Raw genomic sequence first — 20,809 nt, forward strand, 5'->3', positions numbered from 1 at the left:
GGCGCGCACGGGCGCCGGACGGCTTTCGTGTTGCGGAGCATCGTGCGCGAGCCGTTGCCTGTCGCAGCCGATCGCATGACCGACGACCGGGTGCGGGGCGGGCAACGAAGCGTACGCTTCGCGCCACGATACATCAGGTTCGGACGTTGCGGCACGGATCGCGGCGCGATGGCGTCATGGCGCCGGGGCGGAACGGCGGCGTGCGCCGGGCGCCGTTACTTCAGCGCCGTGATCACCTTCGCGCGAATCAGCCGCGCGCGCAGCACGTTGCGGCTGATGCCGAGCAGTTGCGCGGCCCGGATCTGGTTGCGATGGCTGAATTCGAACGCGACGCGCATGACCGTGTCCTCGATGTGCTCGAAGAGATTGCCGTGCCCGTCGTCGAACAGGTCGCGCAGCGCGTGTTCGAGCGCCGCCTGTGCGTCGGCGGACGAATCGGCCGCGGGCGCGGCGATGGCCGGCGGACACGGCGGCGCGATGTGCAGGTCGGTGTCCTGCAGCGTGTCGTGGCGGCTCACGAGCAGCGCGTGATGGATCACGTTCTCCAGTTCGCGGATATTGCCGGGCCAGTCGTGTGCGTGGAGCCGGCGCTCGGCGCGCGGATCGAGGCGGTGCGGCCCGCCGCCGAGCCGGTCGCGGTAAACGTCGAAGAAGTGCCGCGCGAGCGGCAGGATGTCGCCCGGCCGCTCGCGCAGCGGCGGGACCGCGAGCTGGACGACGTTGAGCCGGTAGAACAGGTCGCCGCGAAACTGTCCGGCCGCGACCGCCTGCTGCAAGTCGACATTGGTCGCCGCGACCACACGCACGTCGACCGGAATGCCCGTGCGCGAACCGAGCCGCACGACCTCGCGTTCCTGCAGCACGCGCAGCAGCTTGACCTGCATCGCGAGCGGCAAGTCGCCGATTTCGTCGAGAAACAGCGTGCCGCCGTGCGCGGCTTCGAACCAGCCGGGCTTCGTGCTCAACGCGCCCGTAAACGCGCCTTTCTCGTGGCCGAACAGTTCGCTGTCGACGAGCGTTTCGGAGAATGCGCCGCAGTTCACCGCGACGAACGGTCCGTCGCGACGGGCGCCGAGCGCGTGCACGCGGCGGGCGATCAGTTCCTTGCCGGTGCCCGTCTCGCCGACGATCAGCACGTTCGCGTCGCTCGGCGCGACGCGGCGAACCTGTTCGAGCAGCGCGAGCGAACGCGGGTCGGCGAACACCTGCGCCTGCGCGCGGGACGGTGCGTGACGTTCGGGCAGCGCGAGCACCGGCGCCGCGGCCTGCCGTGCAGCCGGGTCGCGCGATGCGGCGACGATACGAAGATTGAGCGGGCGTGGCGATGCGGAAATCGAAGTCATGGCGATGAACCGTTGGATGGCCGGGCCGAGCGCGCCCGTGCCGGCGGGCGCCGCGGTCCGGCTGCTGCGTGGTCAGCAGAGTGTTGAACGTTTCGCCGCGCGCGAAAAGCATCGATTTCTGATAACCAAAGTGCGATTGCTGCGGAACCCGCAATGGCGCGGCAGAGCGGCGGTGCCGCGACGTCGAAACGTCGAATTCGACGCTATCGCGCGTGATGCGTTGCTGTCTGATCAGCAGCACATCAGCAGATCCGCTGCATCCCGTTCATCGCGTCGCGGAATATCGATGTGGCACGCGCGTCGCAATGCTTGCCACCATCGCGCATTTGGCGGCGCGCCAGTGCCGGCGGGCGATGACAAGAAATTTCGTTGTCCGGACGAGATTTCTTTCGCGCATCCATGCCGATGGCACGCTCCTTGCTGACCCGAACCGGTATCGCCGCATCGACACGCGGCTTCACCACGGGAACGCATTGCATGAGCCACACCCTCAACGTCGTCGCGATATCGGGCAGCCTGCAGCGGCCGTCGCGCACGCTGGCGCTGACCGACGCGATCGTCACGGCGCTGGGCGCCGCGCTGCCGATCGAGACGCGGCTGATCGAACTCGGTGAGATCGGCAGCCGGCTGGCCGGCGCGCTGACGCGTGCGCAGGTACCGGCCGATCTCGACGCGCTGATCCGCACGATCGAGACGGCGCCGATGCGCTGGTCGTCGCGAGCCCGGTGTATCGCGCGTCGTACACGGGCCTCTTCAAGCACCTGTTCGATCTCGTGCGCCACGACGCGCTCGTCGACGTGCCGGTGCTGCTCGCGGCTACCGGCGGCAGCGAGCGGCATGCGCTCGTGATCGACCATCAACTGCGCCCGCTGTTCAGCTTCTTCCAGGCGCGCACGCTGCCGATCGGCGTGTACGCGTCCGAAAGCGATTTCGACCAGTACCAGATCGCCAGTGCGGCGTTGCGCGAGCGCATCGCGCTCGCCGTGGACCGCGCGGTGCCGCAACTGCGCGCGCCCGCGCCTTCCGTCGCGGCCGCGTAAGCCGCTTTTTCGTTTCCCCTTCGACCAGGACACCTTCATGAGCCTTCCCGACCCTTCCGCCGATGGCGTCAAATTCGCGTACTGGGTGCCGAACGTCAGCGGCGGCCTCGTCGTCAGCACGATCGAGCAGCGCACCGACTGGAGCCTCGAGTACAACCAGACACTCGCGCGCACGGCCGAGGCGGCCGGCTTCGACTACGCGCTGAGCCAGATCCGCTTCACGGCCGGCTACGGCGCCGAATACCAGCACGAGTCGGTGTCGTTCAGCCAGGCGCTGCTGCATGCGACGACGAAGCTCAAGGTGCTCGCCGCGATCCTGCCGGGGCCGTGGCATCCGGCCGTGGTCGCGAAACAGCTCGCGACGATCGACCACATCTCGAACGGGCGCATCGCGATCAACGTCGTGAGCGGCTGGTTCAAGGGCGAATTCACCGCGATCGGCGAGCCGTGGCTCGAGCACGACGAACGCTATCGGCGCTCGAAGGAATTCATCCAGGCGCTCAAGGGTATCTGGACCCAGGACAACTTCACGTTCAAGGGCGACTTCTATCGCTTCAACGATTACACGCTGAGCCCGAAGCCGGTGCAGAAGCCGCATCCGGAAATCTTCCAGGGCGGCAGCTCGCGCGCGGCGCGCGACAACGCGGCGAGCGTGTCCGACTGGTATTTCACGAACGGCAATACGCCGGAGAACCTGAAGGCGCAGATCGACGACATCCGCGCGAAGGCGGCCGCGAACAACCATCGCGTGCGAATCGGCGTCAACGCGTTCGTGATCGCGCGCGACACCGAGGAAGAAGCGCAGGCCGTGCTCGACGACATCATCCGGCATGCGCACGTCGAGGCCGTGCACGCGTTCGGCGATGCGGTGAAGCAGGCCGGCAAGGCGTCGCCCGAAGGCGAGGGCAACTGGGCGAAGTCGACGTTCGAGGATCTGGTGCAGTACAACGACGGCTTCCGCACGAACCTGATCGGCACGCCGCAGCAGATCGCCGAGCGGATCGTCGCCCTGAAGGCAATCGGCGTCGATCTCGTGCTGGCCGGGTTCCTGCACTTCATCGAGGAAGTCGAATACTTCGGCAAGCGCGTGCTGCCGCTCGTGCGCGAACTGGAGGCGCAGCGGCAGGCCATCGCCGCGTGACGCTTACGCTGCTTGTCCGCCGCACGCGCGCGGCCCGCGACCGTGCGGGAGCGTGCGGCGGCGTGACGCTCACGCGACGCCCGCGAGCTTCGATGCTTCGATCACCATCTGCACGCCGAGGCTGCCGAGGATGATGCCCATCACCCAGCGCTGCGCGAGCAGCAGCGCCGGGCGGCCGTGCAGGAACTTCGCGAGGCGGCTCGAGCAGATCGCCACCAGCCCGTTGGCCGACGCGAATGCGGCAATCAGCAGCGAGCCGAGAAACAGCGACTGGCCGAACACGCTGCCATGCCCGTAGTCGATGAACTGCGGCAACAGCGACACGAACAGCATCGCGAGCTTCGGGTTCAGCACGCTGGTCGTCGCGCCCATCGCGAGCAGCCGCAGCGGCTGCTCGTTCGGCAGCGTCTTCACCTCGAACGGCGAGCGGCCGCCGGGCCGCACCGCCTGCCATGCGAGGTACAGCAGATAGGTCGCCCCGACCGCGCCCAGCACGCTGCCCGCATAGGGCACGCTCATGAACAGCGTCGTGATGCCGAACGCCGCGGCGAACATGTAGAACAGGTAGCCGATCATCACGCCGGCGAGCGAAATGAGTCCGGCCGCCCGCCCTTGCGCGATCGAGCGCGACATCACGTAGACCATGTTCGGCCCCGGCGTCACCGCGAGCATGCCGCCGATGACGAGAAACCCGTAGAGCGATCCGGACGTATGCATGTTTTCTGCTTCCTGCATCGAGTGAGTGCCGACGGAATGCATTGTCCGGCGATGGAGATGAACAGTAAAACGGGATAAACTGAATCGATTGATCAGTTTTTCTGAATCGACATGAAGAAGCTCGACCTCGATGTGCTCGCGATGGTGGTCGCCGTCGCGGATTCCGGATCGTTCGCGCAGGGCGCGCAGGCCGTGCATCGGTCGCCGTCGGCGGTGAGCATGCAGATCAGGACGCTGGAAGACGCGCTCGGCAAGCCGCTGTTCATCCGCGACACGCGCAACGTGACGGCGACCGACGACGGCAGGATGCTCGCCGACTACGGCCGCCGGATGCTCGCGATGCGCGACGAGGCGTGGGCGTCGGTCGTGCGCCCGGAGATCCGCGGCCGCGTGACGATCGGCGTGCCCGACGACTACATCTCGTCGCTGCTGCCGCAGGTGCTCGGCAAGTTCGCCGCGATGCATCCGCGTGTGGAAGTGCGCGTGATCGGCCAGCCGAGCAGCGCGCTCGTGCCGATGCTGAAGGACAACACGGTCGACCTCGCGTGCCTGACCCGCGTCAAGGGCGTGTCCGGCGAGTTGATCCGGCTCGAACCGATCGTCTGGACCGGATCGGCGAAGCGCAACGTGTGGGAAGAGCGGCCGCTGCCGGTTGCACTGTTCTCGCACGGCAGCATGGCGCGCGATCATGCGATCAAGGCGCTGAACCGGCGGAAGATTCCGTACCGGATGTCATACGAAAGCCCGAGCTTTCTCGGGCTGCTCAGCATGGTCGAGGCCGGCCTCGCCATCGCGCCGCTCGCGCGCTGCTGCGTGCCCGATCACCTGTTGCAGCTGTCGGAGAGCCACGGGCTGCCGTCGCTCGGTGAACTCGAGGTCGTGCTCGCGCGCAGCGCGCAGTCCGCGCGCCCGCCGTGCGACTACCTGGCCGAGCAGATTCTCGGCGAGTGGCGTGCCTGAAGCCCGCTACGGGCGGCACGTCAGCACGACGTCAGCAGCCATTCGCGGAACGCGACGAGCGACGGCAGCGTCTCGTTGCCCGGCGGATAGACGAGGTAATAGCTGCGCTGGCTGGTGATCGCGTCGCCGATCGAGTCGAGTTCGCCGCGGCTCAATTCATCCTCCACCAGCACCTTCGGCACCAGCCCGATCCCCATTCCGGCGCGCACGGCCTGGATCAGGTGCGACGTCAGCTCGAAACTCGGACCGATCCGCATCTGGCGATGATCGAGCCGATAGTGCGAGAACCACTCGGCCCAGGCCTGCTGATTGCTCGTCACGCCCAGCAGCGTCTGCTTCGCCGCCCATGCCGGCGTGCGCGCGTCGGCCTTGCGGCGGCCGCCGGCGTCGGGCGGCGCGATCGCGATCAGGAACTCGTTGTACAGCCGGTGCGCGTGCAGGCCCGGCCAGTCACCCGCGCCGACGGTGATCGCCGCGTCGAGGTCGTCGTTGAGGAAATCGAGCGCGCCGATCCGCGAATGAAGGTGCACGGTCACGCCCGGATGCGCGGCGTAGAAGCCGTGCAGGTGCGGCAGCAGCCATTTCGACCCGAACGTCGGCAGGGTGGCCAGCCGCAGCGTGCCGGCGCCGGCCTGATGCGACATCGCCTGCAGCGTCGCGCCGCGAATGCGCCCGAGCGCGCCGCTCAGCTCGGCGAAGTAGCGGCGGCCGACTTCGGTGAGCTTGACCGAACGGCCTTCACGCCGGAACAGCGGCACGCCGAGCTGATCCTCGAGCGTCTGGACCTGCCGGCTGATCGCGCTCTGGCTCAGCGACAGCTCGTCGGCCGCGCGCGTATAGCTTTCATGCCGGGCGGCGGCCTCGAACACGAGCAGCAGCGACATCGATGGGGTGAGGCGGCGGTAATTCATGAGTTTTATGCAAGCTTCGCCGGATAAGAATTCGTTTGTTTCTGACGGAATATCCAAAGATACTGGAATTCCCGGTTGAGCGGAAACTTGCCAAAAAATCATGTTTTGGCGTGCGCGAACCGGCCGGCCCCACCCACATTGCGCCTTTGCCCCATGTCGATCGTCCCGTTGCCCCGTCCCGCCAGCCCGTCCACGACCGTTTACCGCGATTTTCTCGTCGCGCTGCAGGCCGCCGGCTTCGCCGGGGAAATCCGCGCGGACCACGCGAACCGGACCGTGCAGGCCACCGACAACTCGATCTACCAGCGCCTGCCGCAAGCGGTGATCTGCCCCGCGCACGCGGATGACGTCCAGCTGCTGGCCCGGCTGCTGGCCGAGCCCGCGCACCGCGACGTCGCGGTGGCCGCGCGCGGCGGCGGCACCGGCACCAACGGGCAGTCGCTGACCGACGGCATCGTCGTCGACCTGTCGCGCAACATGAACCGGATCCTCGAAATCAATGCGCAAGCGCGCTGGGTGCGCGTGGAGGCGGGCGTCGTCAAGGATCAGCTCAATGCGGCGCTGAAGCCGCACGGGCTGTTCTTCGCGCCGGAGCTGTCCACGTCGAACCGCGCGACCGTCGGCGGGATGATCAACACCGACGCGAGCGGGCAGGGCAGCTGCACGTACGGCAAGACGCGCGACCACGTGCTCGAACTCGATTTCGTGCTGATGGGCGGCGAGCGGCTGCACAGCGACGCGCTCGACGAAGCAGAACTGGAGCGCCGCTGCGCGCGGCAGGACCGCGTCGGCAAGGTATATCGCACCGCGCGGCGCATCCGCGACGACAAGGCCGCGTTGATCGACGCGAAGTTTCCGAAACTCAACCGCTGCCTGACCGGCTACGACCTCGCGCACCTGCGCGAAGCGGACGGCCGCTTCAATCTGAACAGCGTACTGTGCGGCGCGGAAGGGTCGCTCGGCTTCGTCGTCGAGGCGAAGCTCAACGTGCTGCCGATCCCGAAGTTTTCGGTGCTGGTCAACGTGCGTTACGCGGGCTTCATGGACGCGCTGCGCGACGCGCGCGCGCTGCTCGAACACCGGCCGCTGTCGATCGAGACGGTCGACTCGAAGGTGCTGATGCTCGCGATGAAGGACTTCGTGTGGAGCAGCGTGGCCGAGTATTTCCCGCAGGACGACGCGCGTCCGACGCTCGGCATCAACCTGATCGAATTCAGCGGCGACGACGAACACGACGTCGATGCGCAGGTGCGCGCGTTCGTCGAGCATCTGCGCACCGATACGAGCGTGGAGCGTCTCGGCCATACGCTGGCGGCCGGCGACGATGCGGTGAAGCGCGTGTACGCGATGCGCAAGCGCGCGGTCGGCCTGCTCGGCAACGTGCAGGGCGAAGCGCGTCCGCAACCGTTCGTCGAGGACACCGCGGTGCCGCCCGAGAACCTCGCCGCGTACATCGCCGAATTTCGCGCGCTGCTCGACGGCCACGGGCTGCAGTACGGGATGTTCGGCCACGTCGACGCGGGCGTGCTGCACGTGCGCCCGGCGCTCGACATGAAGGACCCGAAGCAGGCGGCGCTGGTGCGGCCGGTGTCGGATGCGGTGGCCGAACTCACGCAGCGTCACGGCGGCCTGCTGTGGGGCGAGCACGGCAAGGGCGTGCGCTCCGAATATGCGCCGGCGTTTTTCGGCGAGCTGTATCCGTCGCTGCAGCAGTTGAAGGCCGCGTTCGATCCGCACAACCAGTTCAACCCGGGCAAGATCGCGACGCCGCCGGACCCCACGCTGCGGCTGCTGAAGATCGACGAGGTGCCGACGCGCGGCGACCACGACCGGCAGATCGACGAGCGCGTGTGGCAGAGCTACGGCACCGCGATGCATTGCAACGGCAACGGTGCGTGCTACAACTTCGATCCCGACGACGCGATGTGCCCGTCGTGGAAGGCGACGCGCGAACGCGTGCAGTCGCCGAAGGGGCGCGCGTCGCTGATGCGCGAATGGTTGCGCCTGCAAGGGCAGGCCGGCGTCGACGTCGTCGCGGCGGCGCGCACGCGGCAGCCGTTGCTGCGCGGTCTGGCCGAGCGCTGGCGCAACAGCCGCAACGCGCGTCGTCGCGACGCGGATTTCTCGCACGAGGTGTACGACGCGATGGCCGGATGTCTCGCATGCAAATCGTGCGCGGGGCAGTGCCCGGTCAAGGTGAACGTACCCGAGTTTCGCTCGCGCTTTCTCGAGCTGTATCACCAGCGCTACCTGCGACCGCTGCGCGATTACCTGATCGGCTCGCTCGAATTCACGATGCCGTGGATGGCGCGCGTGCCCGCGCTGTACAACGGGTTGATGGGCGCCAACTGGGTAAGGACGCTGCTCGAGCGCCAGGTCGGCATGGTCGACAGCCCGCTGCTGAGCCGCTTCGATCTCGCGGCCGTGATCCGCGCATGGAACGTGAAGCCGGCCGATCCGCATGCGCTCGCCGCGCTGAGCGAGGCGCAGCGCGCGCGCAGCGTCGTCATCGTGCAGGACACGTTCACGCGCTATTTCGATACCGAGCAACTGGCGACGCTGATCGAGCTGGCGGCGCGCGTCGGTTTCCAGGTGTGGCTCGCGCCGCTCGCGCCGAACGGCAAGGCGCTGCACGTGCAGGGCTTTCTTCACGCATTCGCGAAGGCGGCGATCCGCAACGCGACACAACTGGCCGCACTGGCGCGCTCGGGCGTCGCGCTGGTCGGTCTCGATCCGGCGATGACGCTGACGTATCGGCAGGAATACCTGAAGGTGACGGGACTCGCCGATGTGCCGACCGTCGCGCTGCCGCAGGAGTGGCTGCTGGGCGCGTTGCCGGAAGCCGGTGCGGGCAGGGCGACGGTTTCATATCGGTTGCTGCCGCACTGCACCGAGAAGACCAATGCGCCGGACAGCGGCAAGCAATGGGCGCAGGTGTTCGCGCGTCGCGGGTTGCGCTTGCAGGTTCAGGCGACCGGGTGTTGCGGGATGTCGGGCACGTACGGGCACGAGGCGCGTAATCTCGCGACGTCGAAGACGATCTATGCGCAGTCGTGGGCCGTGCACGTCGACGGGCCGGAGCAGGAGGGCGAGGCGCTGGCGACCGGGTATTCGTGTCGCAGCCAGGTGAAACGCCTGTCGTCGAAGCAGGTGCGCCATCCGTTGCAGGCGCTGCTCGATCATGTGCGCGCGGTAGGGTGATGTTGTAGCGGTGCGGCCCGTCAGGGCGCGTCGATCGTTCGTAGAGCGGCCATCCCCGTGCCGCTTTCGACCTGGGCCGGCGCGGGTCAGGCGTCGGCTTTCGCCGCTTTCCGCGGACGCGGTTTTTCCGCGGCGGGAAACACGCCGACGCCGCGCGGCCGTTTCGGCTCGATCCGCATTTGCCGGATCACGCGCCGGAAGTCGATCTCGTGCGCGGCCAGCGTGCCGATCAGTTTCGCGATGACCGCGAGGTGGGAAGGAACGGTGCCCTTGCTCGAATAGTTGGTGATCGAACTTTCGTTCATCCGGATCAGGCGGGCGAACTCGCGCGCCGTCAACTGCGCCTTCTTCAACTCCTGTTGGAATTCCGCATACGCCATTGCACACATGATGCTTCGTCTCCGTGAATCAGAATCCGGCCCGCGCGGCGCCGGCGCCGACGGGTGGCGTTCCCGTCGTGCCGACGCCGCGTCGGGTTACATCTTCACCTGGTCGAGGAAGGTCTTCTTGCCGCTCTTGTAGCCGTAGATCGAGATGATCCCGTGCGTCAGGTCGCCCTTCGCGTCGAACGTCGTCGTGCCGATCACGCCGTCGTACTTGGTCGCCGGCATCGCCGCGAGGATCTTCGCCGGGTCGGTCGAATTCGCGCGCTTCATCGCGTCGACCGCGATGTAGACCGCGTCATACGCGAACGGCGCATCGAACTTGATGCCCTGGTTGAAGCGCTTCTGGTACTTCGCGAGGAAGTCCGCGCCGCCCGGCATCTTCTCGAGCGCAGCGCCTGCCTGCGAGCACAGCACGTTGTCGGCCGCCGGGCCGGCCAACTCGGCCAGCGAGTCGGTGCACACGCCGTCGCCGGACAGGATCTTCGCGCGCAGGCCGAGCTGCTTCGCCTGCTTCGCGAGCGGGCCGCCGGTGGCGTCCATGCCGCCGTACATGATCGCGTCGGGGTTCTCGCCCTTGATCTTCGTCAGGATCGCGCGGAAGTCGACCGCCTTGTCGTTGGTCGCGTCGTGCGACAGCACCTTCAGGCCGAGCGCCTTCGCCTTCTTCTCGAATTCGTTCGCGAGGCCCTGGCCGTACGCGGTCGAATCGTCGATCACCGCGACGCTCTTCACGCCCTTCGACTGCGCATAGCTCGCGAGCGCCGGGCCCTGCTGCGCGTCGGTCGCGACGACGCGGTAGGTCGTCTTGAAGCCTTGCTGCGTGTAGGTCGGGTTCGTGGCCGACGGCGAGATCTGCACGATGCCCGCGTCGCTGTAGATCTTCGACGCCGGGATCGACGTGCCCGAGTTCAGGTGGCCGATCACGGCGACGACCTTGTCGTCGACCAGCTTCTGCGCCACCTGCGTGGCCTGGCGCGGGTCGGCCGCGTCATCCTGCGCGTCGAGTTGCAGCGTGACCTTCTTGCCGCCGATCGTCAGGCCCTTCGCATTGATTTCCTCGACCGCGAGGCGCGCGCCGTTCTCGTTGTCCTTGCCGAGGTGCGAGATGCCACCCGTCGTCGGTTCGACGCTGCCGATCTTCACGACCTGGTCGGCCAGCGCGGCCGACGCGGCCGCGAACGCGGCGGCGGCCAGTGCAACGGTGATCAGGGGTTTGCAGCGCATGCCGACAGTGCTTCGTTCCATCTGCCATCTCCGAATTGAATGTCTTTCTATTGACGTCTCGACCGGCCGGCTGCGGGGCCGGGGCGATCGGACGAGTCTCCATACCCTCGCGGGCTTCACTTGCATCGCGCCGGGCCGCATGACGTGCCGCCCGGGGCGAGCGGGCAGGCCGGTACCCGACGCGGTGCAATTCATATGAATATATCTGAAGCCGGTTTTGCGCGCTGCGGCGAATCCCGTAGCGGGCCGGCGCGACACGGGTCGGCGCCCGGAGACCGAAGGTGCCGGATGCCGGAAATCGTGCGCCGCGGCGGCCCGAAGGCTGCGATTCGCTGTCGTCGGCCTTACGGCCGCATCCATTATTCGGCCGGTCGCCGGGGCGAAGCCATGGACACTGACGCGCGGTCAATCGGGAACTGTTCGGTCGATTTGTCTGCACAGTTTGGTCACGCGAGAATCGTGTATCCCATTTCATCCGTCGTGCAGCATCGAGCGCGATGTCCGTCTTTATGCAACTAACGGTCAAGTTCGGCGCGCGCCCACGAGTGGGTGCCGATTCCACGGGCCGAACCGTTCATCCGGATCGGCAGAAGCGGAGGCGTTTTGGGACCGGCTCGCTTCTGCCGTCGGATCGTCGCGTCAGCCGCGCAATTCGCTGCCGGCTCGACTTCAGCTAGGCACGTCCGCGCAACGCGACGACGATCACTCCCGCAATCGCGAGCAGGCCGCCGCACGCCGTCGCGATGCCCGGCCGCTCGCCCGTCAGCACCACCGACAGGAGCGTCGCGACCGCCGGCGTCAGGTAGAGAAAGCTGGCCGCGCGCGCCGCGCCGAAGTAGCCGAGCGCGAAGGTCCAGGTGGCGTAACCGAGCGCGGCGGGAAAGACGCCGAGTACGACGACGGCCAGCGCCGTATCGCGCGATCCGCCGCCGAGCGACACGAGTGCGCCGGGCAGCCAGGGCGCGAGCAGGACCGCGCCGGCCAGCAGCGTGTACGCGGTGCACGGCAGCGCGCCGTACACGGGGATCAGCCGCCGCTGCAGCACGAAATAGCTGGCCGAACACAGCGCCGCGCCGAGGATCAGCGTGCTTCCCGAGCCGAGGACGAGGCCGCCGGGCTGCCCTTGCGCGATCACCGCGATGCCGGCCAGGCTGACCAGCGAACCGAGCCAGCCCCAGCGATTGAAGCGCTCGCGCAGGAACACGGCGGCCAGCAGCGCGGTGAAGATCGGCAGCGTATTCACGATGAAACTCGCGGCGCCGGCCGACACGGTCTGTTCGCCGGTATTGAGCAGCGCGTTGTAGAGTGCGATGCCGAGCAGGCCGCACGCGAGAAAGCGCCACGCATCGGCTTTCGTCGGCCGCGGTGGCCGTCGCCACGCGAGCCATGCGATCACGAGCAACGCGGCGGTCGCGAAGCGCGCCGCCGCGAGCTGCAGCGGTGCGAGGCCGTGCAGGCCGATGCGGATGAACGGGAACGCGGACGCCCACGAGACGATCGTGAACGCAACCGCGGCTGCCGCGACGAGCGGTTGTCGCGCGCTGCGCGACGTCGGTGACGAAACGGTATTCATGCGGCAATGGTGCGGTGTGCCGAGATGCTAAGCTAGCGCACAGATCAACACCCGGATATGAATATGGCTCACAGCTCGGGCGCGCGGCGCGCCGGCGGTCCGGCGCGGGTGCGCCAGATGGCCGGCGGGCTGGCGGCCGCCGCGTCGATGCCGGTCCCGCGGCCGCCGCTCGCGAGCCTGGAGACGGTCTGCACGGTGGCGCGCGAAGGGTCGTTTCTCGCGGCTGCCGACGTCTCCGGCGTCACGCACGGTGCGATCAGCCGACGGGTGGCCGCCGTCGAAAACTGGCTCGGGATGGCGCTGTTCGAGCGGCATGCGCGCGGCGTGCGCCTGACGCCGGACGGGCAGCGCTTCGTCGGCCGGATCGAGCAGGCGTTCGCGATCATCGACAGCGCGGCCGATCAGTGGCGTTCGCCGCGCACGCCGCGACTCGTCCGGATGAGTGTGGTGCCCGCATTCGCGCAGCTGTGGCTGTTCGAGCGGCAACCCGCGCTCGAAAGCGAAGCGCCCGCGCTGCGCATCGAACTCGGCATCGAGCTGCGCAACGTGGATATCGCCGGCGGCGAAGCGGATCTGTCGATCCGTTACGGTCGCGGCAACTGGCGTCAGCTCGAAACCCACCCGTTCATGCCGGAACGGCTGTATCCGGTCGCGCATCCGCGGCTCGCCGCGCAACTGGCAAGGATGCGCCGAGGAACAGGCGACGCGGCGTTGCTCGACATGCCGTTGCTGCACGATTCCGACGTGACCGGGTGGCGTACGTGGTTCGATGCGCTCGGCATTCCGTTCAAGCCGCGTGCGCAGGATCGCCGGTTCGAGGATTACAACCTCGTGCTGGCGGCGGCCGAAGCCGGGCTCGGCGTGGCGCTCGCGCGCACGCCGCTTGCTGATGCGTATCTGCAGCGCAGCGCACTCGTGCGCGTGAGCCGTCACGAGGTCGATTCGTTGCTCAGCTATCACTTCGTGCATGCGAAGGGCGAGAATCGGCCGGAGGTCCTCGCGTTGATGGAGCGCATGGTGAAGGCGCTGCGGTAGCGCGTCCGTTGCGGTTCGCGCAGGCGGGCGCCGCGGCCCGCGTGTCCCGTTCGTTCTGCCGCTACCGCCAAATCGTTACAATGCAGCCGCGGAAAACGGCGAGATGACCGCAGCGAAGCGGAATCGAGCCTTTGCCCGACGGCAGGGCAATCACCAACCATTGCAGTACGGGTTCAAATTTGCACAAAAGGGAACCGATGAATAGACCAGACAAATCGTCGAAGGCGCGTGCGGCGCTGGATCAGCTTTTTTCCGGCCTGGCGCCTGCGGACGCGAAGCGCGAATCGCCGCGTCCGGGCAATCCGTTCGAAGCGGACGACGAGGTGTCGAGCGCATCCGGCGGTCGCGGCGGGGTGGAAGTCACGCTGTCGACCCGCATCCAGCTGCGCGGTTATCCGAGCGCCGACGCGTTCATGAAGCGCATGGCCGAAGCGTGGGGCCTCGAGTGGGGCACCTACGACAGCGTCCGTGCGGTGGCGACGCTACCCGCCGGATGGCGCTCGCGCCGGCTTCCGGAAGTCACGCAGATCGTCGACGAGCGCGACGTGCTGCGCGCGGAGAGCAGCCTGCAGGGCGGCGAGATGTCGTATCTGAAGGTGCATCCGCGCTACTACATCGATGCGCGCAAGCGTTTCGGCTGGAGCAAGTCGTCGAAGGCATCCGACGATCCGGATCTCGACGGCCCGGACTGGAACTGCTTCGTGATGGATCGGGAAAAGTCCATCGAACTGCACGAACTGACGACGTCGTCGTTGAAGGCCGACATCGACAATGCGCGGGCGACGCTGCTGAAATGGCTCGACGAGCACTATCCGAAACATCGCGATCCGTTCGCGTACTGGTCGGACTGCGAAGGGGCGTCGTAAACCGCGTTGCACGGCGGTTCGTTCCGCGCATCAACCGGCCGCCACGAGGACGACCAGTGAAACGAGCGAGTGTGGTCCCGATGCTCTGGGCGGCGTTCGGCGCGGCGGTCGGATCGACCGTCATCGAGTTGCTGCTCTGGGCGATCGCCGGCGATGACGCCGTCCGGAACCTGTTGCGCGACGCGCGCCTCACGGCCGCGATCGTGATGGGGCCGCGCGTGCTCGGTGCGCCGGGCGGGTTCGATCCGCTGGTCATGGGCGTGGCGACGCTCGTGCATGCGGTGCTTTCGGTGGCCTATGCGGCCGTGCTGGTACGTGTCATCCGGCGCCTGTCGCTCGGGCCCGCGTTACTCGCCGGCGGCGTGTTCGGGCTCCTTCTGTACGGCGTGAACCTGTACGGGTTCACGACGATCTTTCCGTGGTTCATCGCGGTTCGCGACACGATCACGCTGATCGCTCATCTGATGTTCGGGATCACGGCGGCGGCCGTTTATTGCGTTGCCCAGCGCCACGCTACGCGCTGATCCCGGCATCGACCGCCGCGGGCGTCAGCCATCTTCATCGGTGTCCCGACCTGCCGAAGCGAGAGGCGGGAAATCAGGCAGTACGCGACATGCCGATGCGACCGGCCTCGCACCCGCTCAGTCGAGCTTGCCGCGCAGCTCGTCGAACGGGATCATCACGTGCGCGCGATACGCAGGCCGCGCCTTCAATCGTTCATACCACGCCGTGACGTGCGGCACGTCGGGTCGCGCGATATCGAGCTCGAAATACCGGTAGAGGTGCGTGCCGACCGCGATGTCGGCGAGCGTGATCGCGTCGCCCGCGAGAAACGGCTGCCCGGCCAGCACGGTGTCGAGCAGCCGGAAATACTGCGCGCATTGCGCGATGCTGTGTTCGACGCGCACGGTGTCGCGTTGCTCGGGCGGCGTGCGGTAGTAGCCGCGGAACACGCCGTTGAGGAACGCCGGCTGCAGGGTCGTTTGCGCCCAGTCCATCCAGCGGTCGGCGCGCGACTGTTCGGCGGGATCGTCGCGCCAGAAGCCCGGGCGCCCGTGACGCGCGGCGAGGTAGCGCAGGATGCTGTGCGATTCCCAGACGACGGTTCCGTCGTCGTCGATCATCGGGATGCGCCCGTGCGGGTTCATCGCGAGAAATTCGGGCGTGTCGAGCACGCCGAACCGGCCGCCGGCCGGCACGTGGTGATGCGCGAGCGCGAGCTCGTCGACGAGCCACATCACCTTCTGGACATTGAACGCATTGCGTCGTCCCCATACCGTTAGCATGCCGGGCTCCTCGTGTCGCGACGAACGTAAAAGCGGACAGTGTAAACGCCGCAGGCGCGCCTCGTGGTGCGCGCCTGCGGCGATCGTCGTGCGCCGGGACGATCAGAACTTGTGGCGAATGCCGACGATCGCGAGTTCCTGCGTATCGGTGCCGGAGTTCACGCCGTACGCGCCGACCGATGCGGCGGCCTTCACGGTCGCGCCGCTCGCGTCGAGCGTGTTGCCGCTCGCCTTCTGGTAGCCGAACAGCGCATACAGGTCGGTGCGCTTCGACAGCGCGTAGTCCGCGCCGAGGTTGACCTGGTTGTAGTGCGCGGAAGCCGGGCCCGTCAGCGACGTGTAGTTGTAGCCGACGCCCGCGCGCAGCGCCGGCGTGAACTGCCAGTTGAAGAACGCCGAGCCGTTGTTGAACTTCGCGTTCCGGTTGAACGCCGACAGCGTGTCCGCGCCGTACTGCGTGTTCGAATACGCGAGGCCGAAGGTCGCCGGCCCGGCCACGTACTGCCCAGCCACGCGCACGATCTGGATCGACTTCGCGCTCGAGAAGCCCTGGTTGATCACGGTGTTGAACAGCGTGTCGGAGCTGCTCGACCACGTCCGCACGCCACCCGCGACCGTCGTGCCGCCGTTCGCGTAGAAGTAGCCGGCGCCGAGCGACAGCGGGCCGTTCGCGTAGCTCGCGCCGAAGCTGTAGGTGCGGCCGCTGCCGGTCGCGCCCGCGACGCCGCCGAAGCCGTACAGCGCGGCGAACTGGAAGCCGGAGATCAGCGGGCTCGTGTATTTCACCGAGTTGCTGACGCGCAGGCTGTTGTCGTAGTTGTCGAGGTCGCCCGGCGTCGCGAACACGCCGCCGAAGTAGTTGTCTTCGGTGAGGCCCTGTACGAGATCGACGATCGGATCGTACTGGCGGCCGAGCGTCACGGTGCCGTAGGTGCTGCTCGCGAGGCCGACGACGGCCTTGCGGCCGAATTCGCGCTGGCCCTGGCCGAGCGCGCCGGTGCCGATGTTGAAGCCGTTCTCGAGCTGGAACAGCGCGGACAGGCCGCTGCCGAGATCCTCGATGCCGCGCAGTCCCCAGCGGCTGCCCGACAGGTTGCCGCTGCCGAACTTGACGAGGTTCGACGCGTTGCTGCCGTTCGCGTTCTGCGCGTTGTGGACGTACGCGATGCCCGCGTCGGCGATGCCGTACAACGTGACGCTGCTTTGTGCGTGGGCGCCCGCGACGAAGAGCGCGGCCGGCAGCGCGAGCAACGCGAATGACCGGATCTGTTTCATTGTTGAATTCCCCCGTTGGTCGATTGGTCTGACGAATCGGTGAACGATACGGACGGCGCATCGTCAAGGGAACCAATAAATTGTCGGATCGTTATGAGGCGGCGCGGCGATGGGTGCGTGCGCAACGGATTGACGAGCGGCGCGCGGAGGGCTCGTGCATCGCGGCCGTGCGGTGCGATCCGGCGCCGCGGGTCAGTGGCGCTCGTCGCCCGATGCGAACAGGCGCGGCTGCGCCGCGTTCAATGCATCGTCCGCTTCCGGTTGCCACGGAAAAATCCCGTTGCGGTCGGGCCACAGCAACTGGACGCACGGGAACGCGTCGTTGCCGTAGAACCAGCGGTTCCAGCCGAGATGGGCTTCGTAATGCGCTGGCTCGACCCGCATCAGCAGCGCGTTCGCGTTGCCGTAGACGGCGGACGTGACTTCCCCGACCGGCGGCGGCGTGCCGGCCGCGACTTTTCGGTAGACGCCCCACAGCACGTCATGGACGAGGCGCGCCGGCAGCGAGAACACGATGATTTCCGGAAAGCCGTGGTTGACCCACAGTCCGGTCGTGAACGAGAAGCCCGGTTGGTCGTCTTCCGCGAACACTTCCGTGCGGAACCACCCGTGCTGGCGGATTTGATGCACGAAGCGCTGCTCGTCTTCGTCGAGCACCGAATCGGGCGCGTCGAGCGCAGTGGCGATATCCGGCCGTGTGTTCACGGAGGTTCCTAGATTCCGGGTCGGGCGGCGGCAAGCAGCGATGGCGTCCTGCCGGCGGGTAGGCGATCGCGGTGAAGCCCACCCGCGATCGCCGTGCCGCCATGTTGCCACAGCGGTTCCGGCTACTGCTCGACGCTTTCCGCTTCCGCCGTCTCCCCGAGGAACCCACCGCTCTGGTGCGCCCACAGCGCGGCGTAAATGCCACCCGCCTGCAGCAACTGCTGGTGCGTGCCTTCCTCGACGATGCGCCCTTCGTCGAGCACGATCAGCCGGTCCATCGCGGCGATCGTCGACAGCCGGTGCGCGATCGCGATCACCGTCTTGCCGCTCATCAGGCTGTCGAGGCTGCGCTGGATCGCGACTTCGACCTCGGAATCGAGCGCGCTGGTCGCTTCGTCGAGCACGAGGATCGGCGCGTCCTTGAGCATCACGCGCGCGATCGCGACGCGTTGCCGCTGGCCGCCCGACAGCTTCACGCCGCGCTCGCCGACCTCGACGTCGTAGCCGCTGCGGCCGTGGCGGTCGCGCAGCCGGTCGATGAACTCGGACGCTTCCGCGCGCACGGCCGCGTCCCGCATCTCGCGCTCGGTCGCGTCGGGGCGGCCGTACAGCAGGTTCTCGCGCATCGTCCGGTGCAGCAGCGACGTATCCTGCGTGACCATCCCGATCGCGCCGCGCAGGCTGTCCTGCGTCACGTGCGCGATGTCCTGCCCGTCGATCCGGATCGCGCCGCCGCCGACGTCGTAGAAACGCAGCAGCAGGTTCACGAGCGTCGACTTGCCGGCGCCCGAGCGGCCGATCAGGCCGATGCGCTCGCCCGGCCGGATCGTCAGGTTCAGCCCGTCGAATACCGCGCGATCGTTGTCCTCGTGCGCGAACTGCACGTTGTCGAACACGATTTCGCCGCGCTGCACCACGAGCGGCTTCGCATCGGGCGCGTCGACCACGCTGCGCACCTTCGTCAGCGTGTTGATGCCGTCCTGGATCGTGCCGACGTTCTCGAACAGCTCGGTCATTTCCCACATGATCCAGTGCGAATAGCTCGACAGGCGCAGCGCCATCGCGATCACGGCCGCGACCACGCCCGCGCTCGCCTCGCCGTGCATCCACAGCACGAGGGCGAGGCCGGCCGAGCCGATCAGCAGCAGCGTCGACAGCAGGTGGTTGACGATCTCGAACGCGCTGACGAGCCGCATCTGCGCGTCGCCGGTCGCCTTGAACGCTTCCATCGCGCGCCGCGCGTGGTCGGCTTCGCGCCGCGTATGCGAGAACAGCTTCACGGTCGTGATGTTCGAATACGCGTCGGTGATGCGGCCCGTCATCAGCGCGCGCGCGTCGGCCTGCCGGCTGCCGACCGCACCGAGACGCGGCACGAAATACGCGCACGCCGCGCCGTAGCCGAGCGCCCACAGCGCGAGCGGAATCATCAGCCGCCAGTCGAAGCTGGCGGCGAGCACGAGGATGCCGATCAGGTAGGCGGTGACGCCGATCACGACGTCGACCGACATGAACAGCGCGTCGCGCACCGCGAGCGCGGTCTGCATGATCTTGGTCGTCACGCGGCCCGCGAACTCGTTCGCATAGAACGACAGGCTCTGGTCGAGCATCAGCCGGTGAAACAGCCAGCGCAACCGCATCGGGAAGTTGATCGCGAGCACCTGGTGCTTGACCATCGTGTGCAGTGCGATCAACAGCGCGCTGCCGGCGAGGATCGCCGCGAAGCCCGCGAGCGCGCCGAAGTGGCGACCGCCGAATTCGGCCGGCGTCGACGACGACAACCAGTCGACCACGTGCCCCATCATCGCGAACAGCGCGGCTTCGTACGCGGCCAGCGCGGCCGACGTCAGCGCGATCAGCAGGAGCCAGCCGCGCGCGCCTTTCGTGCACGCCCAGACGAACGAGAAGAATCCCTTCGGCGGCGTGACGGGATCTTCGAGCGGGAAAGTCGGCAGGCGCCGTTCAAACCACGAATACATTGAAAACCTCTCCTTGATGCGATCGCGCGAGCGGGCGCGACCGATATTGCCTGATGCCTGTTCCATGTGCGGCGGCGCGCGCGGCGCACGCGTTCACTGCGACCGGATCCACGCTTCGATCGGACCGAGCGTGTCCGGCGCGTACGCGTGGCGCCCGAGCGCCATGTACAGCCACGTCTTCCATTTCGGCCAGTCGGACTCGAGCTGATAGTCGAACCAGCGGCCGCGCAGCAACGCATGCGTCGCGCCCGGCACCACGACGACGCGCCGGTCGGGCCGGTTCCCGAATGCGTGCGCATAGGCATTCGCCTCGTCGGCCGGATCGACGTTGCGGTCCAGTGCGCCCCACACGGCCAGCACCGGCCCTTGCATCGTCGCCAGCGCCTGCGATGCGTCTTCCAGGTAGTTGAGCGCGATGAAACCGAAGCGGCGCGGCTCGATGTCCGGGCGCCGGGCCGGATCGGCCGGCGCGTCCGCCCGGCCGAAGATGGCGTCGTTCTCGCGTCGCTCGGCGGCCAGTGTCGCATCGATTCGATCCGGCTGCAGGCCCGTTGCCGCGAGTTGCTGGCGCGTCAGGTAGGTGCCTTGGCGGCGCCAGTTGACGGCGCCGCCGACGATCACCGAGAACGCGGGCCGCACCGCGTTCGCCACGCGCGGAATCACCCAGCCGCCCTGCGAGAAGCCGAGCAGGCCGATCTTGTGCGGGGGGCCGGCCGCGGCGCGCACGCGCGCCATCGCGGCGACCGTTTCGTTCGCGCGGTCCTGCATCGATTGCGCGAGCCAGTCGCCGCTGCTGCGGCCGGTACCCTGCTTGTCCCACGCGAATACGCCGATGCCGGCGTCGAGCAGGCTGTTGACGAGCGGCAGCATCGCGTCGTCCGCGAAGCGCGTGCGCGGCCCGTCGCCGTGCACGAGCAGCGCGATCGGCGCGTCGGGGGCGTGCGCCGGCAGCGCAAGCGTGCCGACGAGGTGGGCGTCGCCCGCATGGAATGTCAGCGTCGACACGGTCGCGCCCTTCAGCTCGAAGTCGGACAGGCCGCGCAGCGCAAGCGCGCCCGCCGCGACGCAAGCGAACGCGACGAGCGCGATACCGACGATGACGATGCGTTTCATGGGCCCTCTGATTGTTCGTGTGAGCGGATGTCGTGAGCGACGCATGCGAAGCGCACG

18 protein-coding genes and 1 pseudogene are annotated in these 20,809 nt (G+C 67.7%); 8 read left to right on the forward strand and 11 right to left on the reverse strand.

What is annotated here, in order from left to right; all coding sequences use genetic code 11:
* Positions 1–215: 215 nt before the first annotated feature.
* Positions 216–1,343, reverse strand: coding sequence for a sigma-54-dependent Fis family transcriptional regulator (locus tag KU887_RS30600; RefSeq protein ID WP_258258686.1), 1,128 nt, complete (start codon positions 1,341–1,343; stop codon positions 216–218).
* Here KU887_RS30600 and KU887_RS30605 point away from each other — a divergent pair.
* The 3 genes and pseudogenes from KU887_RS30605 (at position 1,342) to sfnG (ending at position 3,524) form a co-directional block, all read left to right on the forward strand.
* The gene (locus KU887_RS30605; protein ID WP_258258687.1) at positions 1,342–1,767 is read left to right on the forward strand and encodes a hypothetical protein; all 426 of its coding nucleotides are present in this window, start codon (positions 1,342–1,344) and stop codon (positions 1,765–1,767) included. The genes KU887_RS30600 and KU887_RS30605 overlap by 2 nt on opposite strands.
* A gap of 53 nt (positions 1,768–1,820) precedes the next feature.
* Positions 1,821–2,383 (forward strand): annotated as a pseudogene (gene msuE / locus KU887_RS30610) (FMN reductase).
* 37 nt (positions 2,384–2,420) lie between these two features.
* On the forward strand, positions 2,421–3,524 hold the full coding sequence (gene sfnG / locus KU887_RS30615) for a dimethylsulfone monooxygenase SfnG (RefSeq protein ID WP_006490941.1): 1,104 nt from the start codon (positions 2,421–2,423) through the stop codon (positions 3,522–3,524).
* Positions 3,525–3,593: 69 nt separating this feature from the next.
* Here sfnG and KU887_RS30620 read toward each other — a convergent pair whose 3' ends face one another.
* A complete protein-coding gene (locus KU887_RS30620; RefSeq protein ID WP_258258688.1) occupies positions 3,594–4,241 on the reverse strand; it encodes a LysE family translocator in 648 nt (215 codons plus the stop codon).
* A gap of 111 nt (positions 4,242–4,352) precedes the next feature.
* On the opposite strand from KU887_RS30620, the gene KU887_RS30625 reads away from it, so the two are divergent.
* On the forward strand, positions 4,353–5,201 hold the full coding sequence (locus KU887_RS30625; protein ID WP_006490930.1) for a LysR substrate-binding domain-containing protein: 849 nt from the start codon (positions 4,353–4,355) through the stop codon (positions 5,199–5,201).
* 20 nt (positions 5,202–5,221) lie between these two features.
* On the opposite strand, the gene KU887_RS30630 is transcribed toward KU887_RS30625, so the two are convergent.
* Positions 5,222–6,112, reverse strand: a complete 891-nt coding sequence (locus KU887_RS30630; RefSeq protein WP_006492443.1) for a LysR substrate-binding domain-containing protein — start codon at positions 6,110–6,112, stop codon at positions 5,222–5,224.
* A gap of 153 nt (positions 6,113–6,265) precedes the next feature.
* Here KU887_RS30630 and KU887_RS30635 point away from each other — a divergent pair, with 153 nt between their 5' ends.
* Positions 6,266–9,313 carry an FAD-binding and (Fe-S)-binding domain-containing protein gene (locus tag KU887_RS30635; protein WP_258258689.1) on the forward strand — a complete coding sequence of 1,016 codons (3,048 nt, stop codon included), beginning with the start codon at positions 6,266–6,268 and terminating at the stop codon, positions 9,311–9,313.
* A gap of 86 nt (positions 9,314–9,399) precedes the next feature.
* Here the strand turns inward: KU887_RS30635 and KU887_RS30640 are convergent, their stop codons facing one another.
* The 3 genes from KU887_RS30640 to KU887_RS30650 all read right to left on the reverse strand — a co-directional run bounded on the left by KU887_RS30640 (position 9,400) and on the right by KU887_RS30650 (position 12,496).
* The gene (locus tag KU887_RS30640) at positions 9,400–9,702 is read right to left on the reverse strand and encodes a hypothetical protein (protein WP_006490931.1); all 303 of its coding nucleotides are present in this window, start codon (positions 9,700–9,702) and stop codon (positions 9,400–9,402) included.
* A gap of 87 nt (positions 9,703–9,789) precedes the next feature.
* Positions 9,790–10,944 carry a branched-chain amino acid ABC transporter substrate-binding protein gene (locus KU887_RS30645; RefSeq protein WP_258258690.1) on the reverse strand — a complete coding sequence of 385 codons (1,155 nt, stop codon included), beginning with the start codon at positions 10,942–10,944 and terminating at the stop codon, positions 9,790–9,792.
* Positions 10,945–11,596: 652 nt separating this feature from the next.
* Complete coding sequence (locus KU887_RS30650) at positions 11,597–12,496, reverse strand: DMT family transporter (protein WP_006490937.1); 900 nt, start codon at positions 12,494–12,496, stop codon at positions 11,597–11,599.
* 57 nt (positions 12,497–12,553) lie between these two features.
* Here KU887_RS30650 and KU887_RS30655 point away from each other — a divergent pair, with 57 nt between their 5' ends.
* The 3 genes from KU887_RS30655 (at position 12,554) to KU887_RS30665 (ending at position 14,921) form a co-directional block, all read left to right on the forward strand.
* Positions 12,554–13,531 (forward strand): LysR substrate-binding domain-containing protein, encoded by a 978-nt coding sequence (locus KU887_RS30655; RefSeq protein ID WP_258258691.1) that lies wholly within the window; start codon positions 12,554–12,556, stop codon positions 13,529–13,531.
* 197 nt (positions 13,532–13,728) lie between these two features.
* On the forward strand, positions 13,729–14,397 hold the full coding sequence (locus tag KU887_RS30660; protein WP_034203881.1) for a hypothetical protein: 669 nt from the start codon (positions 13,729–13,731) through the stop codon (positions 14,395–14,397).
* Between the two features lie 56 nt (positions 14,398–14,453).
* Entirely contained in the window at positions 14,454–14,921 is a 468-nt protein-coding gene (locus KU887_RS30665; protein ID WP_034203882.1) for a hypothetical protein, read from the forward strand.
* A gap of 117 nt (positions 14,922–15,038) precedes the next feature.
* Here the strand turns inward: KU887_RS30665 and KU887_RS30670 are convergent, their stop codons facing one another.
* From KU887_RS30670 to KU887_RS30690, 5 genes are all read right to left on the reverse strand, one after another.
* Positions 15,039–15,683, reverse strand: a complete 645-nt coding sequence (locus KU887_RS30670; RefSeq protein WP_258258692.1) for a glutathione S-transferase family protein — start codon at positions 15,681–15,683, stop codon at positions 15,039–15,041.
* A gap of 102 nt (positions 15,684–15,785) precedes the next feature.
* Complete coding sequence (locus tag KU887_RS30675) at positions 15,786–16,958, reverse strand: porin (protein WP_125333352.1); 1,173 nt, start codon at positions 16,956–16,958, stop codon at positions 15,786–15,788.
* Between the two features lie 192 nt (positions 16,959–17,150).
* Complete coding sequence (locus KU887_RS30680) at positions 17,151–17,663, reverse strand: DUF4262 domain-containing protein (RefSeq protein ID WP_258258693.1); 513 nt, start codon at positions 17,661–17,663, stop codon at positions 17,151–17,153.
* Positions 17,664–17,785: 122 nt separating this feature from the next.
* The gene (locus KU887_RS30685) at positions 17,786–19,639 is read right to left on the reverse strand and encodes an ABC transporter ATP-binding protein (RefSeq protein WP_034203892.1); all 1,854 of its coding nucleotides are present in this window, start codon (positions 19,637–19,639) and stop codon (positions 17,786–17,788) included.
* 93 nt (positions 19,640–19,732) lie between these two features.
* Positions 19,733–20,752 carry a S9 family peptidase gene (locus KU887_RS30690; protein ID WP_258258694.1) on the reverse strand — a complete coding sequence of 340 codons (1,020 nt, stop codon included), beginning with the start codon at positions 20,750–20,752 and terminating at the stop codon, positions 19,733–19,735.
* Positions 20,753–20,809 lie beyond the last annotated feature (57 nt).

The sequence above is a fragment of the Burkholderia sp. EMB26 genome (assembly GCF_024730645.1).
Classification (GTDB): Bacteria; Pseudomonadota; Gammaproteobacteria; order Burkholderiales; family Burkholderiaceae; genus Burkholderia; species Burkholderia cenocepacia.